Origin of the sequence: Klebsiella sp. R390, assembly GCF_051131745.1 — a bacterium.
In the GTDB taxonomy this organism is placed as follows: Bacteria; Pseudomonadota; Gammaproteobacteria; order Enterobacterales; family Enterobacteriaceae; genus Klebsiella.
Window position 1 is genome coordinate 1,532,251 of sequence record NZ_CP180445.1, and the last position, 14,483, is coordinate 1,546,733.

Here is a 14,483-nt window from a genome sequence, read left to right on the forward strand (position 1 = left end):
GGATAAAATTTGAATAAACCTGCCGCACTGATTGTAACCTTATGGACGGATTATCAGCCAGAGCCTTCTACCCGTCATCGCTCAAATTAGCTGGATATCAGACGAATGCCGGCAACCTGAACAATTCTGGGAAATCACGTGTCGTCATTATGCATGATTCCACATGTGCAGTTTCGTCTCCTCGTAATGGGGACGATGCAATCATAATTCAAGCATAACAAGCTTTTGTCGTAACGCTATCATTGATATCGCGTTTTCACACTCATCCTGAGGCTATCGTTGCGATAAAAAAAACCCGCGCCTCTCGGCAACGGGTTTTACCTGAACGTTAAACCTGGTAGGCGAAATTACGCCTGCTGGTTCATCAGTTCGTTGAAGGTAGTGGCTTTTTCAGACACTTTGGCTTTTGCCAGAACGGCTTCAACAGCCTGCTCTTCCAGCGCAACGTTACGCATGTTGTCCATCAGTTCTTTGTTTTTGCTGTAGAACTCAACAACTTCTTTCGGATCTTCGTAAGCGGAAGCCATCTCTTCGATCAGGCCTTTAACGCGCTCTTCGTCAGCTTTCAGCTCGTTGGTACGAATAACTTCGCCCAGCAGCAGACCAACAACAACGCGGCGTTTAGCCTGCTCTTCAAACAGTTCGCGCGGCAGTTCCAGCGCCTGGTTCTCGTTGCCACCAAAACGCTGAGCAGCCTGACGACGCAGAACGTCGATTTCGCTGTCGATCAGTGCAGCCGGGACATCGATGTCGTTAGCCTTGACCAGACCTTCGATAGCCTGAGACTTCACGCGGTTACGCACGGCGCCTTTCAGCTCGCGATCCATGTTTTTACGCACTTCAGCGCGCAGACCTTCTACGGAACCATCTTCAACGCCAAAACGTTTGATGAATTCAGCAGTCAGTTCCGGCAGTTCACGTTCTTCAACTTTTTTCAGGTTGATGACGAATTTAGCTGCTTTACCTTTCAGGTTTTCTGCGTGGTATTCTTCCGGGAAGGTCACGTCGATAGTGAATTCTTCGCCAGCTTTGTGACCTTTGATGCCGTCTTCAAAGCCTGGGATCATACGGCCCTGGCCCATTGCCAGTACGAAGTCAGTCGCTTTGCCGCCTTCGAACTCTTCGCCGTCAACAGAACCGGTGAAATCAACGGTGACGCGATCTTCTGCATCAACAGCGCCGTCTTTGTCTTTCCAGTTAGCCTGCTGCTTACGCAGGGTGTCCAGCATGGTGTCGACGTCAGCTTCGGTCACTTCAACAACCGGTTTTTCAACTTCGATTGCTTCCAGACCCTGCAGTTCAACTTCCGGGTAAACTTCGAATTCTACCGCGTAGGTGAAGTCTTCACCCAGCTTGTATTCGCCTGGAACGTAGTTCGGCGCACCGGCCGGATTGATTTTCTCTTTGATGATAGCGTCAACGAAATGACGGCTCATCAGGTCACCCAGCACGTCCTGGCGAACGGATGCGCCATAACGCTGAGCAACAACATTCATCGGCACTTTCCCTTTACGGAAGCCGTCAATGCGAACTTTTTTCGCCACGTTGACCAGCTCGCTTTTGACAGCATTCTCGATGCTGTCAGCGGCGATAGTAATCGTTACACGGCGCCCAAGGCCCTGAGTGGTTTCAACTGAAACTTGCATCTTGTTACCTCAAAAAAATCACAGTGCTCGGTCAACTCTGGAAGCGCGTGTCAGTGGCTTCGCAGAACCGGGATGCCCTCTTCAAATCAGAAACACATTCCCTGTCGTCAGAATCATCCCGAAGACATTCATAATATAAGACGCGGCATTATAGCGGCATCACTTTTGTGAGTCGAGAACGGTTGTCGCCCACTGCTGCGGCATTTTTCACAATTCCCGCGCAAATTTGCCTTAAAAAGTGCCCACTGAGCACATTTTCAGGCAAAACAAAACGGCCCGTAGGCCGTTTTTGGATAAATCTTCACGCAACATACTGGAAAAGCTCCGGCAGTTGCAAATGCGATTTCTAGGCGATGCTTCCTGCTCCGCGACAAGGAGGAGACGCAAAGATGGTGTCCTGAAGCCCTTCCCACTCTTTAATCGTATAGGTATGCAACGCCAGCGCGTGCACGGTGCTCGACAGTTCCTCGGTCAACGTACCGTAAATCATCCGGTGACGATTAAGGAAACGCTCGCCGGTAAAACGATCGCTAACCAACACCACTTTAAAATGACTTTCAGAACCCGCAGGCACATTGTGGCGATAGCTTTCATCCACGACTTCGAGATACACCGGGTCGAACGCTGCTCTAAGTTTTGCTTCGATCTGCTCACGTATCATCATGAATTTTCTCCTCCGACAACGCTGAGATGCCGCCATTCCTTTTAAATGTTAGCCGCTTTTACCGCTTCCATTAGGGGAAAACAACAAAAAATTAGCATTCTTCTTATATTTTCATTCAAAAGTATTTAGTTTACTCACTGTTGACGCCAGAACGCCCGCCAGGATCGCGATAAAAATGGGTAAAGGTCATAAAACAGACAACGCGATGAAATTACATGCGTTGCCACTTCCCCTCGCCGTTGGCAATGTTATGATGGCGGGAATCTTTCTCAATTACCCGACATAGCTTGAACTACAGCAACAGCCGCTAACGCCCCTGTAGCATCAAATATGACGAGTAAAACCACCCCCTGCGTTGAGACCCTGAACATGTTTAAGAAAATTCTTTTTCCTTTGGTCGCGCTGTTTATGCTGGCAGGATGCGCTACGCCACCGACCACCATTGATGTATCGCCGAAAATGAGCCTGCCACAGCAGGATCCGAGCCTGATGGGCGTAACCGTCAGCATTAACGGCGCTGACCAGCGTCCGGACCAGGCGCTGGCAAAAGTGACGCGCGATAACCAGCAGGTCACACTGACCGCCTCCCGCGATCTGCGTTTCCTGCTGCAGGAAGTGCTTGAAAAACAAATGACCGCTCGCGGTTATATGATCGGACCGAACGGTGCCGTTGACCTGCAGATCATCGTCAACAAACTGTATGCCGATGTCTCCCAGGGTAACGTGCGTTACAACATCGCCACCAAGGCCGATATTGCGATTATCGCTACCGCCGCTAACGGCACTAAGATGACCAAAAATTATCGCGCCAGCTATTCTGTTGAAGGTGCCTTCCAGGCCTCTAACCAGAACATTGCTAATGCTGTCAACAGCGTCCTGACCGATACCATCGCCGATATGGCGCAGGACACCAGCATTCACGATTTCATCAAGCAAAACGCACGTTAATCTGTTGGTAAACCCGGCCTCGCGCCGGGTTTACGCTATAAGCCATGTCTAATCATTATTTACGCATTTTTCAGCAGCCTAAATCAGCTATCCTGCTGATTCTCGGTTTTGCTTCTGGTTTACCGCTTGCTTTGACCTCAGGCACGCTCCAGGCGTGGATGACGGTTGAAAATATCGATCTGAAAACCATCGGCTTCTTCTCTCTTGTTGGCCAGGCTTACGTCTTTAAGTTTCTCTGGTCGCCCTTAATGGACCGCTACACACCGCCGTTCCTTGGCCGGCGCCGCGGCTGGCTCCTGACCACACAATGCCTGCTGTTGATTGCCATTGCGGCGATGGGATTCCTTGAGCCCGCGACTCAGTTGCGCTGGATGGCTGCCCTGGCGGTGGTTATCGCCTTCTGTTCTGCGTCCCAGGATATTGTCTTCGACGCCTGGAAAACCGATATTCTTCCGGCAGAAGAGCGTGGTACCGGCGCAGCGATTAGCGTACTGGGCTATCGCTTAGGGATGCTGGTTTCTGGCGGACTGGCGCTGTGGCTGGCCGATCGCTGGCTGGGCTGGCAGGGCATGTACTGGCTGATGGCCGCGCTGCTGATCCCCTGCATTATTGCCACGTTGCTGGCACCGGAGCCGAGCGACGTTATTCCGGTCCCGAGGAGCCTCGAGCAGGCTGTCGCGGAGCCGTTGCGCGATTTCTTCGGACGCAACAACGCCTGGCTGATTCTGTTGTTGATCGTCCTTTATAAGCTCGGCGACGCTTTCGCCATGAGTCTGACCACGACCTTCCTGATCCGCGGCGTCGGTTTCGATGCTGGCGAAGTCGGGATGGTAAATAAAACGCTGGGTCTGTTCGCCACGATCGTCGGCGCGCTGTACGGCGGCATATTAATGCAACGCCTTACCCTGTTCCGCGCCCTGCTCATTTTCGGGATCCTACAGGGCGTATCAAATGCCGGTTACTGGCTGCTATCGATAACAGACAAACATCTGTACTCGATGGCGACGGCGGTCTTTTTCGAAAACCTGTGCGGCGGCATGGGAACAGCGGCGTTTGTCGCGCTATTAATGACGCTGTGCAATAAATCTTTTTCCGCCACTCAGTTTGCCCTCTTGTCAGCGCTGTCAGCAGTCGGGCGTGTCTATGTTGGGCCGATTGCCGGCTGGTTTGTTGAAGCCCACGGCTGGCCAACGTTTTATCTGTTCTCAGTATTTGCGGCAGTGCCCGGTATCCTGCTGCTGCTGTTGTGTCGCAGCACACTCGAACACACCCAACGCAGCGGAACCTTCTTGCCGCGCACGGAATACGCGCAGACCTACAGGCTGGCGCTGCTGATCCTCGCCCTCGGAACATTGATGTTGGGAATATGGCTGCTGCTATTGGTGCTGAATGCGCTGGATTTCACCGCATTTTCATTCCTGCCAGGCTTGCTGGAAGTGGCGGCGCTGACAGCCGTCGGCGGCATCCTGCTCGGCAGCCTTCTCGATTATCTGGCATTACGCAAGACGGCGCTGATTTAATGTACAGGTCTGCCTAATAAACCGTTGTAGTTACTCAACGTAATTATAACGGTTTATTAACGATCCTATATTTTCCATTTTTCATTTGTTGTTTTGTGCGCTTAACATTTTCGGAAATTATTGACAACTTTTATTCAAAACATTAAATAATTTAACCGATTCAGCAAAAGTGGTTTAATATTTTCCCTGCCCAATGTCTTTTATTTGATAATTAATTGTTAATCATTTGTTCTATTTTACTGATGGTTATACCCATTCATCTATAAACCCATCCATTTTTATCGCTTTCTTCGTAGATCCTACGTATATCGGGCTTTGCAAGCGATGTCGTCATACTCAGTTACATATGTGACAAAGCAAGCAGAACCCACTAACACGGAACTGACACTGCTCCAATCATGTTTACAGTAATGCAACCTTCCCGTAAAATGCCCGTACACTTTAAGCGCCACCAGATTCCGTGGAATTGAGGTCGTTCAATGAGACTTAGGAAATACAATAAAAGTTTGGGATGGATGTCATTAATCGCAGGTACTGTATTACTCAGTGGTTGTGATTCTGCGCTCCTTGACCCAAAAGGACAGATTGGACTGGAGCAACGTTCTTTGATCCTGACGGCCTTTGGCCTGATGATGATTGTCGTTATTCCCGCCGTCTTAATGGCAGTAGGATTTGCCTGGAAGTATCGTGCGAGCAATAAAGATGCGAAGTATAGCCCGAACTGGTCACACTCCAACAAAGTTGAAGCGGTGGTCTGGACGGTTCCTATTCTGATTATCCTGTTCCTGGCCGTTCTGACCTGGAAAACCACGCACGCGCTTGAGCCAAGCAAACCGCTTGCTCACGAAGAGAAACCGATCGTCATCGAAGTCGTTTCGATGGACTGGAAATGGTTCTTTATTTATCCGGAACAGGGTATTGCTACCGTCAACGAAATCGCCTTCCCGGCGAACGTACCGGTACACTTTAAAGTAACCTCCAACTCCGTGATGAACTCGTTCTTTATCCCACGTTTAGGCAGCCAGATTTACGCAATGGCCGGGATGCAGACTCAGCTGCACCTGATCGCGAACGAAGCTGGTACTTATGACGGTATCTCCGCAAGCTATAGCGGCCCGGGCTTCTCAGGTATGAAGTTCAAAGCTATCGCCACGCCGGATCGTGCAACCTTCGATCAGTGGGTAGCGAAAGCAAAACAGTCATCGAACGCAATGGATTCCATGGCGACCTTCGACAAACTGGCTGCGCCTAGCGAATACAACAAAGTGGAATACTTCTCTGACGTGAAACCTGATTTGTTCAAAGATGTTGTTAACAAATTTATGTCTCACGGTAAGAGCATGGAGATGTCCCACCCGGAAGGCGAGCACGCAGCGCACGAAGGAATGGAAGGCATGGACATGAGCCACGCGGAAACCGCTCACTAAGGGGCCGAGGAAGAAAACGATGTTCGGAAAACTTACACTGGATGCAGTGCCCTACCATGAACCCATTATTGTGGTTACGGTGGCTGCGATTATCATCGGGGGACTGGCGCTTCTGGCGGCAATCACTTACTTCGGTAAGTGGTCCTACCTTTGGAATGAGTGGCTGACTTCGGTTGACCACAAACGACTTGGTATCATGTATGTCATCGTAGCAATCGTGATGTTGCTGCGTGGCTTTGCTGACGCCGTTATGATGCGTAGCCAGCAGGTGCTGGCCTCGGCCGGGGAAGCAGGATTCCTGCCGCCTCACCACTACGACCAGATCTTTACCGCCCACGGCGTTATCATGATCTTCTTCGTAGCGATGCCGTTTGTTATCGGTCTGATGAACCTCGTGGTTCCGCTGCAGATCGGTGCGCGCGACGTAGCCTTCCCGTTCCTCAACAACCTGAGCTTCTGGTTCACCGTTGTCGGTGTGATTCTGGTTAACCTGTCTCTGGGCGTCGGTGAGTTCGCACAGACCGGTTGGCTGGCCTATCCGCCGCTGTCGGGAATTGAGTACAGCCCGGGTGTCGGGGTCGATTACTGGATCTGGGCACTTCAGCTCTCCGGTATTGGTACTACGCTGACCGGTATTAACTTCTTCGTGACGATTATCAAGATGCGTGCCCCTGGCATGACGATGTTCAAGATGCCGGTATTTACCTGGGCATCTCTGTGCGCCAACATCCTGATTATCGCCTCCTTCCCAATTCTGACCGTCACCATCGCGCTGCTGACCCTGGATCGCTATCTGGGCACCCATTTCTTTACCAACGATATGGGTGGCAACATGATGATGTACATCAACCTGATTTGGGCCTGGGGCCATCCGGAAGTGTATATCCTGGTTCTGCCGGTATTCGGTGTCTTCTCCGAAATCGCTGCAACCTTCTCGCGTAAACGTCTGTTTGGCTACACCTCGCTGGTGTGGGCAACCGTGTGTATTACCGTCCTGTCGTTCATCGTCTGGCTGCACCACTTCTTCACCATGGGTGCTGGCGCAAACGTAAACGCCTTCTTCGGTATTACCACTATGATTATCGCCATCCCGACCGGGGTGAAGATCTTCAACTGGCTGTTTACCATGTATCAGGGTCGTATCGTCTTCAACTCCGCAATGCTGTGGACGATTGGCTTTATCGTGACCTTCTCAGTAGGTGGTATGACCGGCGTACTGCTGGCGGTACCGGGCGCAGACTTCGTTCTGCACAACAGCCTGTTCCTGATTGCCCACTTCCATAACGTTATTATCGGTGGTGTGGTATTTGGTTGCTTCGCTGGCCTGACCTACTGGTGGCCAAAAGCCTTCGGCTTTACCCTGAACGAAACCTGGGGTAAACGCGCGTTCTGGCTGTGGATCATCGGCTTCTTCGTTGCATTTATGCCGCTGTACGTGCTGGGCTTCATGGGTATGACCCGTCGCCTGAGCCAGCAGATTGACCCGCAGTTCCACCCGATGCTGGTTGTCGCAGCTTGTGGTGCAGCGCTGATTGCCTGCGGTATCCTGTGCCAGCTGATTCAGTTCTACGTTTCTATCCGCGACCGCGATCAGAACCGTGACCTGACCGGTGACCCATGGGGCGGCCGTACGCTGGAGTGGGCGACCTCTTCTCCTCCGCCGTTCTACAACTTCGCCATCGTTCCGCAGATTCACGAGCGTGATGCGTTCTGGGAAATGAAAGAAAAAGGCGAAGCGTACAAGAAACCAGCCGGCTATGAAGAAATTCACATGCCGAAAAACAGCGGCGCGGGCATCGTTATTGCCGCCTTCGCAACGGTGTTTGGTTTCGCAATGATCTGGCACATCTGGTGGTTGGCGATTGCAAGCTTCGTCGGCATCCTGGTGACCTGGATTATTAAGAGCTTTGACGAGGACGTGGATTACTACGTGCCGGTTGCAGTAGTCGAGAAACTGGAAAATCAGCATTTCGACGAGATTAACAAAGCAGGGCTGAAAAATGGCAACTGATACTCTTGCGCATAACGCCCACGCGCACGAACACGGGCACCATGATACAGGACCGATGAAAGTCTTCGGTTTCTGGATCTACCTGATGAGCGACTGCATTATCTTCGCCACGTTGTTTGCTACCTATGCCGTTCTGGTGAACGGCACGGCGGGCGGACCGACCGGCAAAGATATTTTCGAACTGCCGTTCGTACTGGTTGAAACCGCGCTGCTGCTGTTCAGCTCCATCACCTACGGCATGGCGGCTATCGCCATGTACAAAAACAACAAGAGCCAGGTTGTTTCCTGGCTGGCGCTGACCTTCCTCTTCGGGGCAGGGTTCATCGCGATGGAAATCTATGAATTCCATCACCTGATTGTTGAAGGTATGGGCCCGGATCGTAGCGGCTTCCTGTCAGCGTTCTTCGCGCTGGTTGGTACCCACGGTCTGCACGTGACTTCCGGTCTGATCTGGATGGCAGTTCTGATGGTACAGGTTTCTCGTCGCGGCCTGACCCCAACTAACCGCACCCGTATCATGTGCCTGAGTCTGTTCTGGCACTTCCTGGACGTAGTGTGGATCTGCGTGTTCTCGGTTGTTTATCTGATGGGGGCAATGTAATGAGTCATTCTAGCGATCATAACGGCGCTTCTCACGGCAGCGTAAAGAGCTACATGACAGGCTTCGTCCTGTCGATCATTCTGACGGTGATTCCGTTTGCGATGGTCATGAGTGGCTCCGCATCGCATGCGGCTATTCTGGGGACCATCCTGGTCACTGCTGTTGTGCAGATTGTCGTACACCTGGTGTACTTCCTGCACATGAACAGCAAGTCTGACGAGGGTTGGAACCTGACCGCATTTATCTTCACCGTAATCATCATTGCAATCGTAGTGGTAGGCTCCATCTGGATTATGTGGAACCTGAACTACAACATGATGATGCACTAAGAGCGGCGAGTATGTTTAAGCAATACCTGCAAGTCACGAAACCTGGCATCATTTTTGGCAACCTGATCTCCGTGATCGGCGGTTTCCTTTTGGCCTCCAAAGGCCACATCGACTATCCGCTGTTTGCATGGACACTCCTTGGAGTGTCCCTGGTGGTCGCCTCGGGTTGTGTATTCAACAACTACATCGACCGTGACATCGATCGTAAGATGGAACGGACGAAAAACCGGGTGCTGGTCAAAGGGTTGATCTCGCCACCAGTTTCGCTGGTATACGCCACCTTGCTGGGTATTGCTGGCTTTATGCTCCTGTGGTTCGGCGCTAATCCACTGGCCTGCTGGCTGGGGGTGATGGGGTTCGTGGTTTATGTCGGCGTCTACAGCCTGTACATGAAACGCCACTCCGTTTACGGCACGCTGATTGGCTCACTCTCCGGCGCAGCGCCGCCGGTGATTGGCTACTGTGCGGTCACCGGTAATTTTGACAGTGGCGCGGCGATTCTGCTGGCGATCTTCAGCCTCTGGCAGATGCCTCACTCTTACGCCATCGCGATTTTCCGCTTCAAGGATTATCAGGCGGCGAACATTCCGGTCCTGCCGGTAGTGAAAGGCATCTCCGTGGCGAAAAACCACATCACGCTGTACATCGTGGCCTTTGCCGTCGCCACGCTGATGCTCTCTCTGGGCGGTTACGCCGGGTATAAATACCTGGTCGTGGCAGCCGCGGTGAGCGTCTGGTGGCTGGGCATGGCCCTGCGCGGTTACAAAGTGGCGGATGATAAAGTCTGGGCGCGTAAGCTGTTCGTCTTTTCCATCGTCGCCATTACCGCCCTGTCGGTTATGATGTCCGTCGACTTTATGGTGCCTGATTCACACAGTCTGCTGGCCTACGTCAGATAAGAATGCATTAAGTCATCGCTCAGCAGCCCCCGCTCGCAAGACCGGGGGCTGTTTTTTTATTCATCCCCCTGAACGCCCTCCCCTACTCGAATCGTGTTCACTTCAGGCAAGAAATCACCAATATAATTTCATATTTATGAAGACCAGTATGAATTTTTCGCTGAAATGTTCATGTAAAAATGATGAAAAAATCAACATCCACACCCGCCTAATATTTTGCCACGATGTTAGTCTTCCGTTGTGAGCGCATTGCTCACCTATCAGGGTCCGTTAAATACACGATCCGTTAAATAAAGGAATATAAATGAAAGAGTTAACTATTAGCGAAATGGAATACGTTTCTGGTGGTTTTAATCTGGTGAACGCGGCTTCTGGCTTTACAAACTTTGTAGTCAACTCCGCGCGTGGGTTCGCGGATTTTACCGCCACATCAGGAACATCTTTCGCCACTTTCGTGGTGAGCAGCGTAGGGGAATTCGGCAATTTTCTTAACGGTCAGTCTAACTGGAACACCTTTGTTTCCGCCGGACATGACAACTGGAACACCTTTGTCAGCACGGCATCAAACAGCTGGTCCACTTTCGTGACTAATGCAGGGAATGACTGGAACAACTTTATTACCGTCTCTGTCGCGTAATACCCCGGGCAGGTTAACAACCTGCCCATTTTTTACCTCATTTGCTGTAAGCGTAATGCTTAGCCCACCAGCATCGCCTGCGCGCTGTAAAGCAAGTCGAGATGGTCACGACACAGCGCCTCAAGAGAAGTCCGTGACTGATGCGAAGTCAGGCTCAACGCCCCCCAGTAGGCCCCTTCCCTGTCGGATAACGGTACCGCCAGCACCAGCATGCCAATTTCAAACTCTTGTTCGATGGTTGCATAACCCTGACGCCGTACCGCCGCAATCCGTTCCATCAGCGTCGGCACATCCGTCACCGTATAGGGTGTGCGTTGTTCACGTTTGCTCCGCTGCAGAATTGCTTCACACTCCTCTTCCGGTAACGAGGCCAGCCACAGTCGTCCCCCGGCGGTACAAAATATCGGTACCCGCTCCCCTAACCTCACCGATGTCGAGTTAAACGGGGTATGTTTGCTGCGCGCGATATACACCAGCTCATCTTCATCAATCACCCCCACCGAAGCGTGTTCCTCCGTCCGGCTGGCAATGTACTCCACGATCGGTCGCACCATCCGCGGAAACTGCGCCGAATCAACATAGGCCTGCCCCAAACGCAGCGCTTTCGGCGTCAGCCAATAGTAACGGCCATCGGTCTGCAGATAACGCTCGTGGAGTAAGGTCAGTAGAAAACGCCGGGCGGCACTCTGGGTCAGGCCGCTCATTTTCGCCGCCTGAGGCACGCTAAGTCGGGGGAAATCTTTGGAAAAAAGCTGGATCAATGCCAGCCCCTTTTGCAGGCCGACAATCAAATCACGTGGATGGATGGTGTTTTGCATATTGGCTCACATTTCTGCAACATTGACATCGATTCACTGCGATTATCGCAGTGGTGGTGCGATTAACAACCAATACGTCCGAATTCTGCGTTGTCGCTCTCAGGTTCCACTGAAATACTTTCACAACATTCATTTAACAAATGAGGTTTGAAATGGTCAGTGGATTCACGCAGGTCGTCGCCGTTATCGGCCATCCGATTACCCAGGTAAAATCGCCGGAGAACTTCAACCGCTATTTCGCTGACCAGCAGATGGACAGCGTGATGATCCCGGTGGATATCGCCCCCGAGTCGGTGGCTGACTATCTGCAGGCGCTGCGCGGCTGGCAAAACATGAGCGGCGTACTGGTTACCGTGCCGCACAAACAGCGCGCCGCCGCGCTGGTTGATGAGCTCACGCCCCGCGCCCGTCACCTCAACGCCGTCAATGTGGTACGCAAGCTGGCGGATGGCCGTCTGCAGGGCGATATGCTGGACGGCGTTGGCTTCGCCCTTGCCGCTGACGCTCACGGTTTTCAGGCTGCGGGAAAAAGCGCGCTGCTTTCCGGCTGCGGCGGCGTCGGGAGCGCTATTGCATGGGGGTTGTGCGAAGCCGGCATCCGCCAGCTGGCGCTGCACGACCAGAACCCGGACACCTTACAGCTGCTGCATAACCGCCTCGCGACCCACTTCCCTGAGGTGCTCCTCACTTCCCTGCCCGACACCCTGAGCGGCATTGATTTGCTGGTGAACGGTTCTCCGGCGGGAATGGCCAATTTCGATCCGCTGCCGCTGCCGCAGCCCCTGCTGGAAACACTCGACGCGACAACTCACGTCGCCGACGTCGTCACCGCCCCGGTGATGACGCCCCTGCTGACCTTTGCCAAGGCCCGCGGTTGCATAGTCCAGACCGGGCCGGAAATGGCGCTGGCGCAAATGCAGCTGATGGGGCAGTTCATCGGCGCGATCCCGCAGGCGCAAGGAGCCGCGGCATGAACAACTGGGACGTGATTGTCATCGGCAGTGGCGCCGGCGGGTTTGCTGCCGCCGTCACCGCCTGCTGCCAGGGGCTGTCGGTGCTGATGCTGGAAAAAGCGCCACAGTTTGGTGGCACCTCGGCCATTTCCGGCGGCGCAGTGTGGATCAACGATACCGACCAGGCGCGGGCACAGGGGAAAAGCGGCACCGGTGAGGAGATCAAAACCTATCTGAAGACCATTATCGGTGAGCAGCATTACCGCCCGGAGTTCGTCGAAGCGTTTGTTGCTTCCGGTCGCGAGGCGCTGGCCTATCTCGAACAAGAGGGCGCAGTAAAGTACAGCCTGCGCCCACTCTCGCCGGACTATTACCCTGATGAACCCGGCGCGGTCGATAGCGGACGCGCGCTGGAAGTGGTCGAGTATGACGGCCGCCTGCTCGGCGAGCGCTTTCGCGATCTCCGCGCGCCGCCGCCGGGCATGCTGTTGTTTGGCGGCATGATGGTGAACCGCGTTGATATTCAGCATTTCCTCGATATGCGCCGCTCGCTACGCTCGTTATCGCACTGCACAAAGCTGCTGCTGCGCTACGGCCGCGACCGCCTCAAACATCATCGCGGCACCCGCCTGGCGATGGGCAACGCACTGATTGCCCGCATGGCGACGGTGGCACTGCGCAAAGGCATGACGCTGCGCCTGAACATCAACGTCCTGTCCCTGGTGGAGCAAGATGGTGCCGTCACCGGTGTCACCATTGAGCACAACGGGCAACAGGAGACGCTGCTGGCTCGCCGTGGTGTGGTGCTGGCCGCCGGCGGGTTTGCCGCCGGGCAACTGGCGGCGCAATACCGCCCGCATACCCGCGAGCATTACTCCATGTCGCCCGCCGCCAACGACGGGGCCGCATTGCGTCTCGCCAGCACGGTCAACGCGCAGGAAGGCGCCGATCTACCCTCTAACTTTTTCTGGGCGCCGGTCTCGGTGCTGCGCCACGCCGACGGTCGCGAAGAACGTTTCCCGCACCTGGTCACCGACCGGGCCAAGCCGGGCGTCATCGCCGTCAACCAGCGTGGGAAACGCTTCGTCAATGAATCGAACTCGTATCACCACTTTGCCAGCGCCATGCAAAGCCATCCCGACAATGCCCCATGCTTCCTGATTGGCGATGCCCAGGCGATGAAACGCTACGGGCTGGGCCTGGCGCGCCCGGCCCCGGTCAACAACGACGCGCTGGTAAAAGCCGGTTACCTGCATAAAGCGGAGTCGCTTGCCGGGCTGGCGCAGCAGTTAGGGATCGACGCACAAACCCTGGTCGATACCGTCGCCCGTTACAACCGCGACGCCGCCCAGGGTCAGGACCCGGAATTCGCCAAAGGCGGCAACAGCTATAACCGGGCGATGGGCGATCCGGGGCACCAGCCCAACGCCTGTAACGCACCGCTGGTCAACGCTCCGTTTTATGCCATCACCCTGTACACCGGCGATTTGGGCACTTCACGCGGTCTGGTCACTACCGAAAATGCCCAGGTCGTCAATCAGCACAACCAGCCGATCCCCGGCCTTTATGCCGTCGGCAACGATATGGATTCCATGATGGCGGGAACCTATCCCGGCCCCGGGATCACGCTCGGCCCGGCGCTGACCTTCGGCTACCTTTCAGCCCGCCATATGGCGCACCACACCTCATCATCAACAGGAGAACATCATGATCTATGAAAAACGCACCTACACCATTAACCCGTTAAAAATGGCCGACTGGCTGGCGCTGTACAAAAGCGATGCCTACGCCGTACAGACCGAGCACCTGGGCACCCTGATCGGCTTTTTCTTCACCGAAATCGGCGTGGTCAATCAGGTGGTGCATATCTGGGCTTACGAGAGCCTCGACGATCGCCTGGTTCGCCGCGGGCGCATGGCGCAGGACGATCGTTGGCTGACCTTCTCGCGCAAAAACCGTGAACTGGCAGCCGTTGAGCGGCTGGAGTCGGTGCTGCTGCGCCCCGTTGATTTTTCACCACTGCAATAAGG

Annotated in this window: 14 protein-coding genes; 11 read left to right on the top strand and 3 right to left on the bottom strand. The window is 53.8% G+C overall.

Annotation, left to right across the window (positions count from 1 at the left end; genetic code table 11):
- Positions 1-347: 347 nt before the first annotated feature.
- Together tig and bolA are read right to left on the bottom strand one after the other, a co-directional pair.
- Positions 348-1,646: a trigger factor gene (gene tig, locus ACMYSP_RS07165; RefSeq protein WP_434586154.1), complete on the bottom strand. Its 1,299-nt coding sequence runs from the start codon at positions 1,644-1,646 to the stop codon at positions 348-350.
- Between the two features lie 346 nt (positions 1,647-1,992).
- Positions 1,993-2,310: a transcriptional regulator BolA gene (bolA, locus tag ACMYSP_RS07170; RefSeq protein WP_123755697.1), complete on the bottom strand. Its 318-nt coding sequence runs from the start codon at positions 2,308-2,310 to the stop codon at positions 1,993-1,995.
- A 369-nt stretch (positions 2,311-2,679) separates the two neighbouring features.
- On the opposite strand from bolA, the gene ACMYSP_RS07175 reads away from it, so the two are divergent.
- From ACMYSP_RS07175 to ACMYSP_RS07210, 8 genes are all read left to right on the top strand, one after another.
- Complete coding sequence (locus ACMYSP_RS07175; protein WP_434587033.1) at positions 2,680-3,258, top strand: lipoprotein; 579 nt, start codon at positions 2,680-2,682, stop codon at positions 3,256-3,258.
- Between the two features lie 44 nt (positions 3,259-3,302).
- Positions 3,303-4,778, top strand: a complete 1,476-nt coding sequence (gene ampG, locus ACMYSP_RS07180; protein WP_434586155.1) for a muropeptide MFS transporter AmpG — start codon at positions 3,303-3,305, stop codon at positions 4,776-4,778.
- Between the two features lie 479 nt (positions 4,779-5,257).
- Entirely contained in the window at positions 5,258-6,205 is a 948-nt protein-coding gene (gene cyoA, locus ACMYSP_RS07185) for a cytochrome o ubiquinol oxidase subunit II (protein ID WP_123755695.1), read from the top strand.
- Between the two features lie 19 nt (positions 6,206-6,224).
- On the top strand, positions 6,225-8,216 hold the full coding sequence (cyoB, locus tag ACMYSP_RS07190) for a cytochrome o ubiquinol oxidase subunit I (RefSeq protein ID WP_434586157.1): 1,992 nt from the start codon (positions 6,225-6,227) through the stop codon (positions 8,214-8,216).
- Entirely contained in the window at positions 8,206-8,817 is a 612-nt protein-coding gene (locus ACMYSP_RS07195) for a cytochrome o ubiquinol oxidase subunit III (protein WP_434586158.1), read from the top strand. The genes cyoB and ACMYSP_RS07195 overlap by 11 nt, the downstream gene beginning before the upstream one ends.
- Positions 8,817-9,146, top strand: a complete 330-nt coding sequence (locus ACMYSP_RS07200) for a cytochrome o ubiquinol oxidase subunit IV (protein WP_132728431.1) — start codon at positions 8,817-8,819, stop codon at positions 9,144-9,146. Before ACMYSP_RS07195 ends, ACMYSP_RS07200 begins: the two co-directional genes overlap by 1 nt.
- A gap of 11 nt (positions 9,147-9,157) precedes the next feature.
- Entirely contained in the window at positions 9,158-10,045 is an 888-nt protein-coding gene (gene cyoE / locus ACMYSP_RS07205) for a heme o synthase (RefSeq protein WP_123755692.1), read from the top strand.
- Between the two features lie 304 nt (positions 10,046-10,349).
- Positions 10,350-10,682, top strand: a complete 333-nt coding sequence (locus ACMYSP_RS07210; protein ID WP_434586159.1) for a hypothetical protein — start codon at positions 10,350-10,352, stop codon at positions 10,680-10,682.
- Between the two features lie 59 nt (positions 10,683-10,741).
- Here the strand turns inward: ACMYSP_RS07210 and ACMYSP_RS07215 are convergent, their stop codons facing one another.
- Positions 10,742-11,500, bottom strand: coding sequence for an IclR family transcriptional regulator domain-containing protein (locus ACMYSP_RS07215; protein WP_434586160.1), 759 nt, complete (start codon positions 11,498-11,500; stop codon positions 10,742-10,744).
- 152 nt (positions 11,501-11,652) lie between these two features.
- Between ACMYSP_RS07215 and ACMYSP_RS07220 the strand changes: the two genes are divergently transcribed.
- From ACMYSP_RS07220 to ACMYSP_RS07230, 3 genes are read left to right on the top strand one after another with little or no spacing between them, the layout of a single operon-like run.
- The gene (locus tag ACMYSP_RS07220) at positions 11,653-12,474 is read left to right on the top strand and encodes a shikimate dehydrogenase family protein (RefSeq protein ID WP_434586161.1); all 822 of its coding nucleotides are present in this window, start codon (positions 11,653-11,655) and stop codon (positions 12,472-12,474) included.
- Complete coding sequence (locus ACMYSP_RS07225) at positions 12,471-14,171, top strand: FAD-dependent oxidoreductase (RefSeq protein WP_434586162.1); 1,701 nt, start codon at positions 12,471-12,473, stop codon at positions 14,169-14,171. Before ACMYSP_RS07220 ends, ACMYSP_RS07225 begins: the two co-directional genes overlap by 4 nt.
- Complete coding sequence (locus tag ACMYSP_RS07230) at positions 14,161-14,481, top strand: NIPSNAP family protein (protein WP_434586163.1); 321 nt, start codon at positions 14,161-14,163, stop codon at positions 14,479-14,481. Before ACMYSP_RS07225 ends, ACMYSP_RS07230 begins: the two co-directional genes overlap by 11 nt.
- The last annotated feature ends 2 nt before the right edge of the window (positions 14,482-14,483 follow it).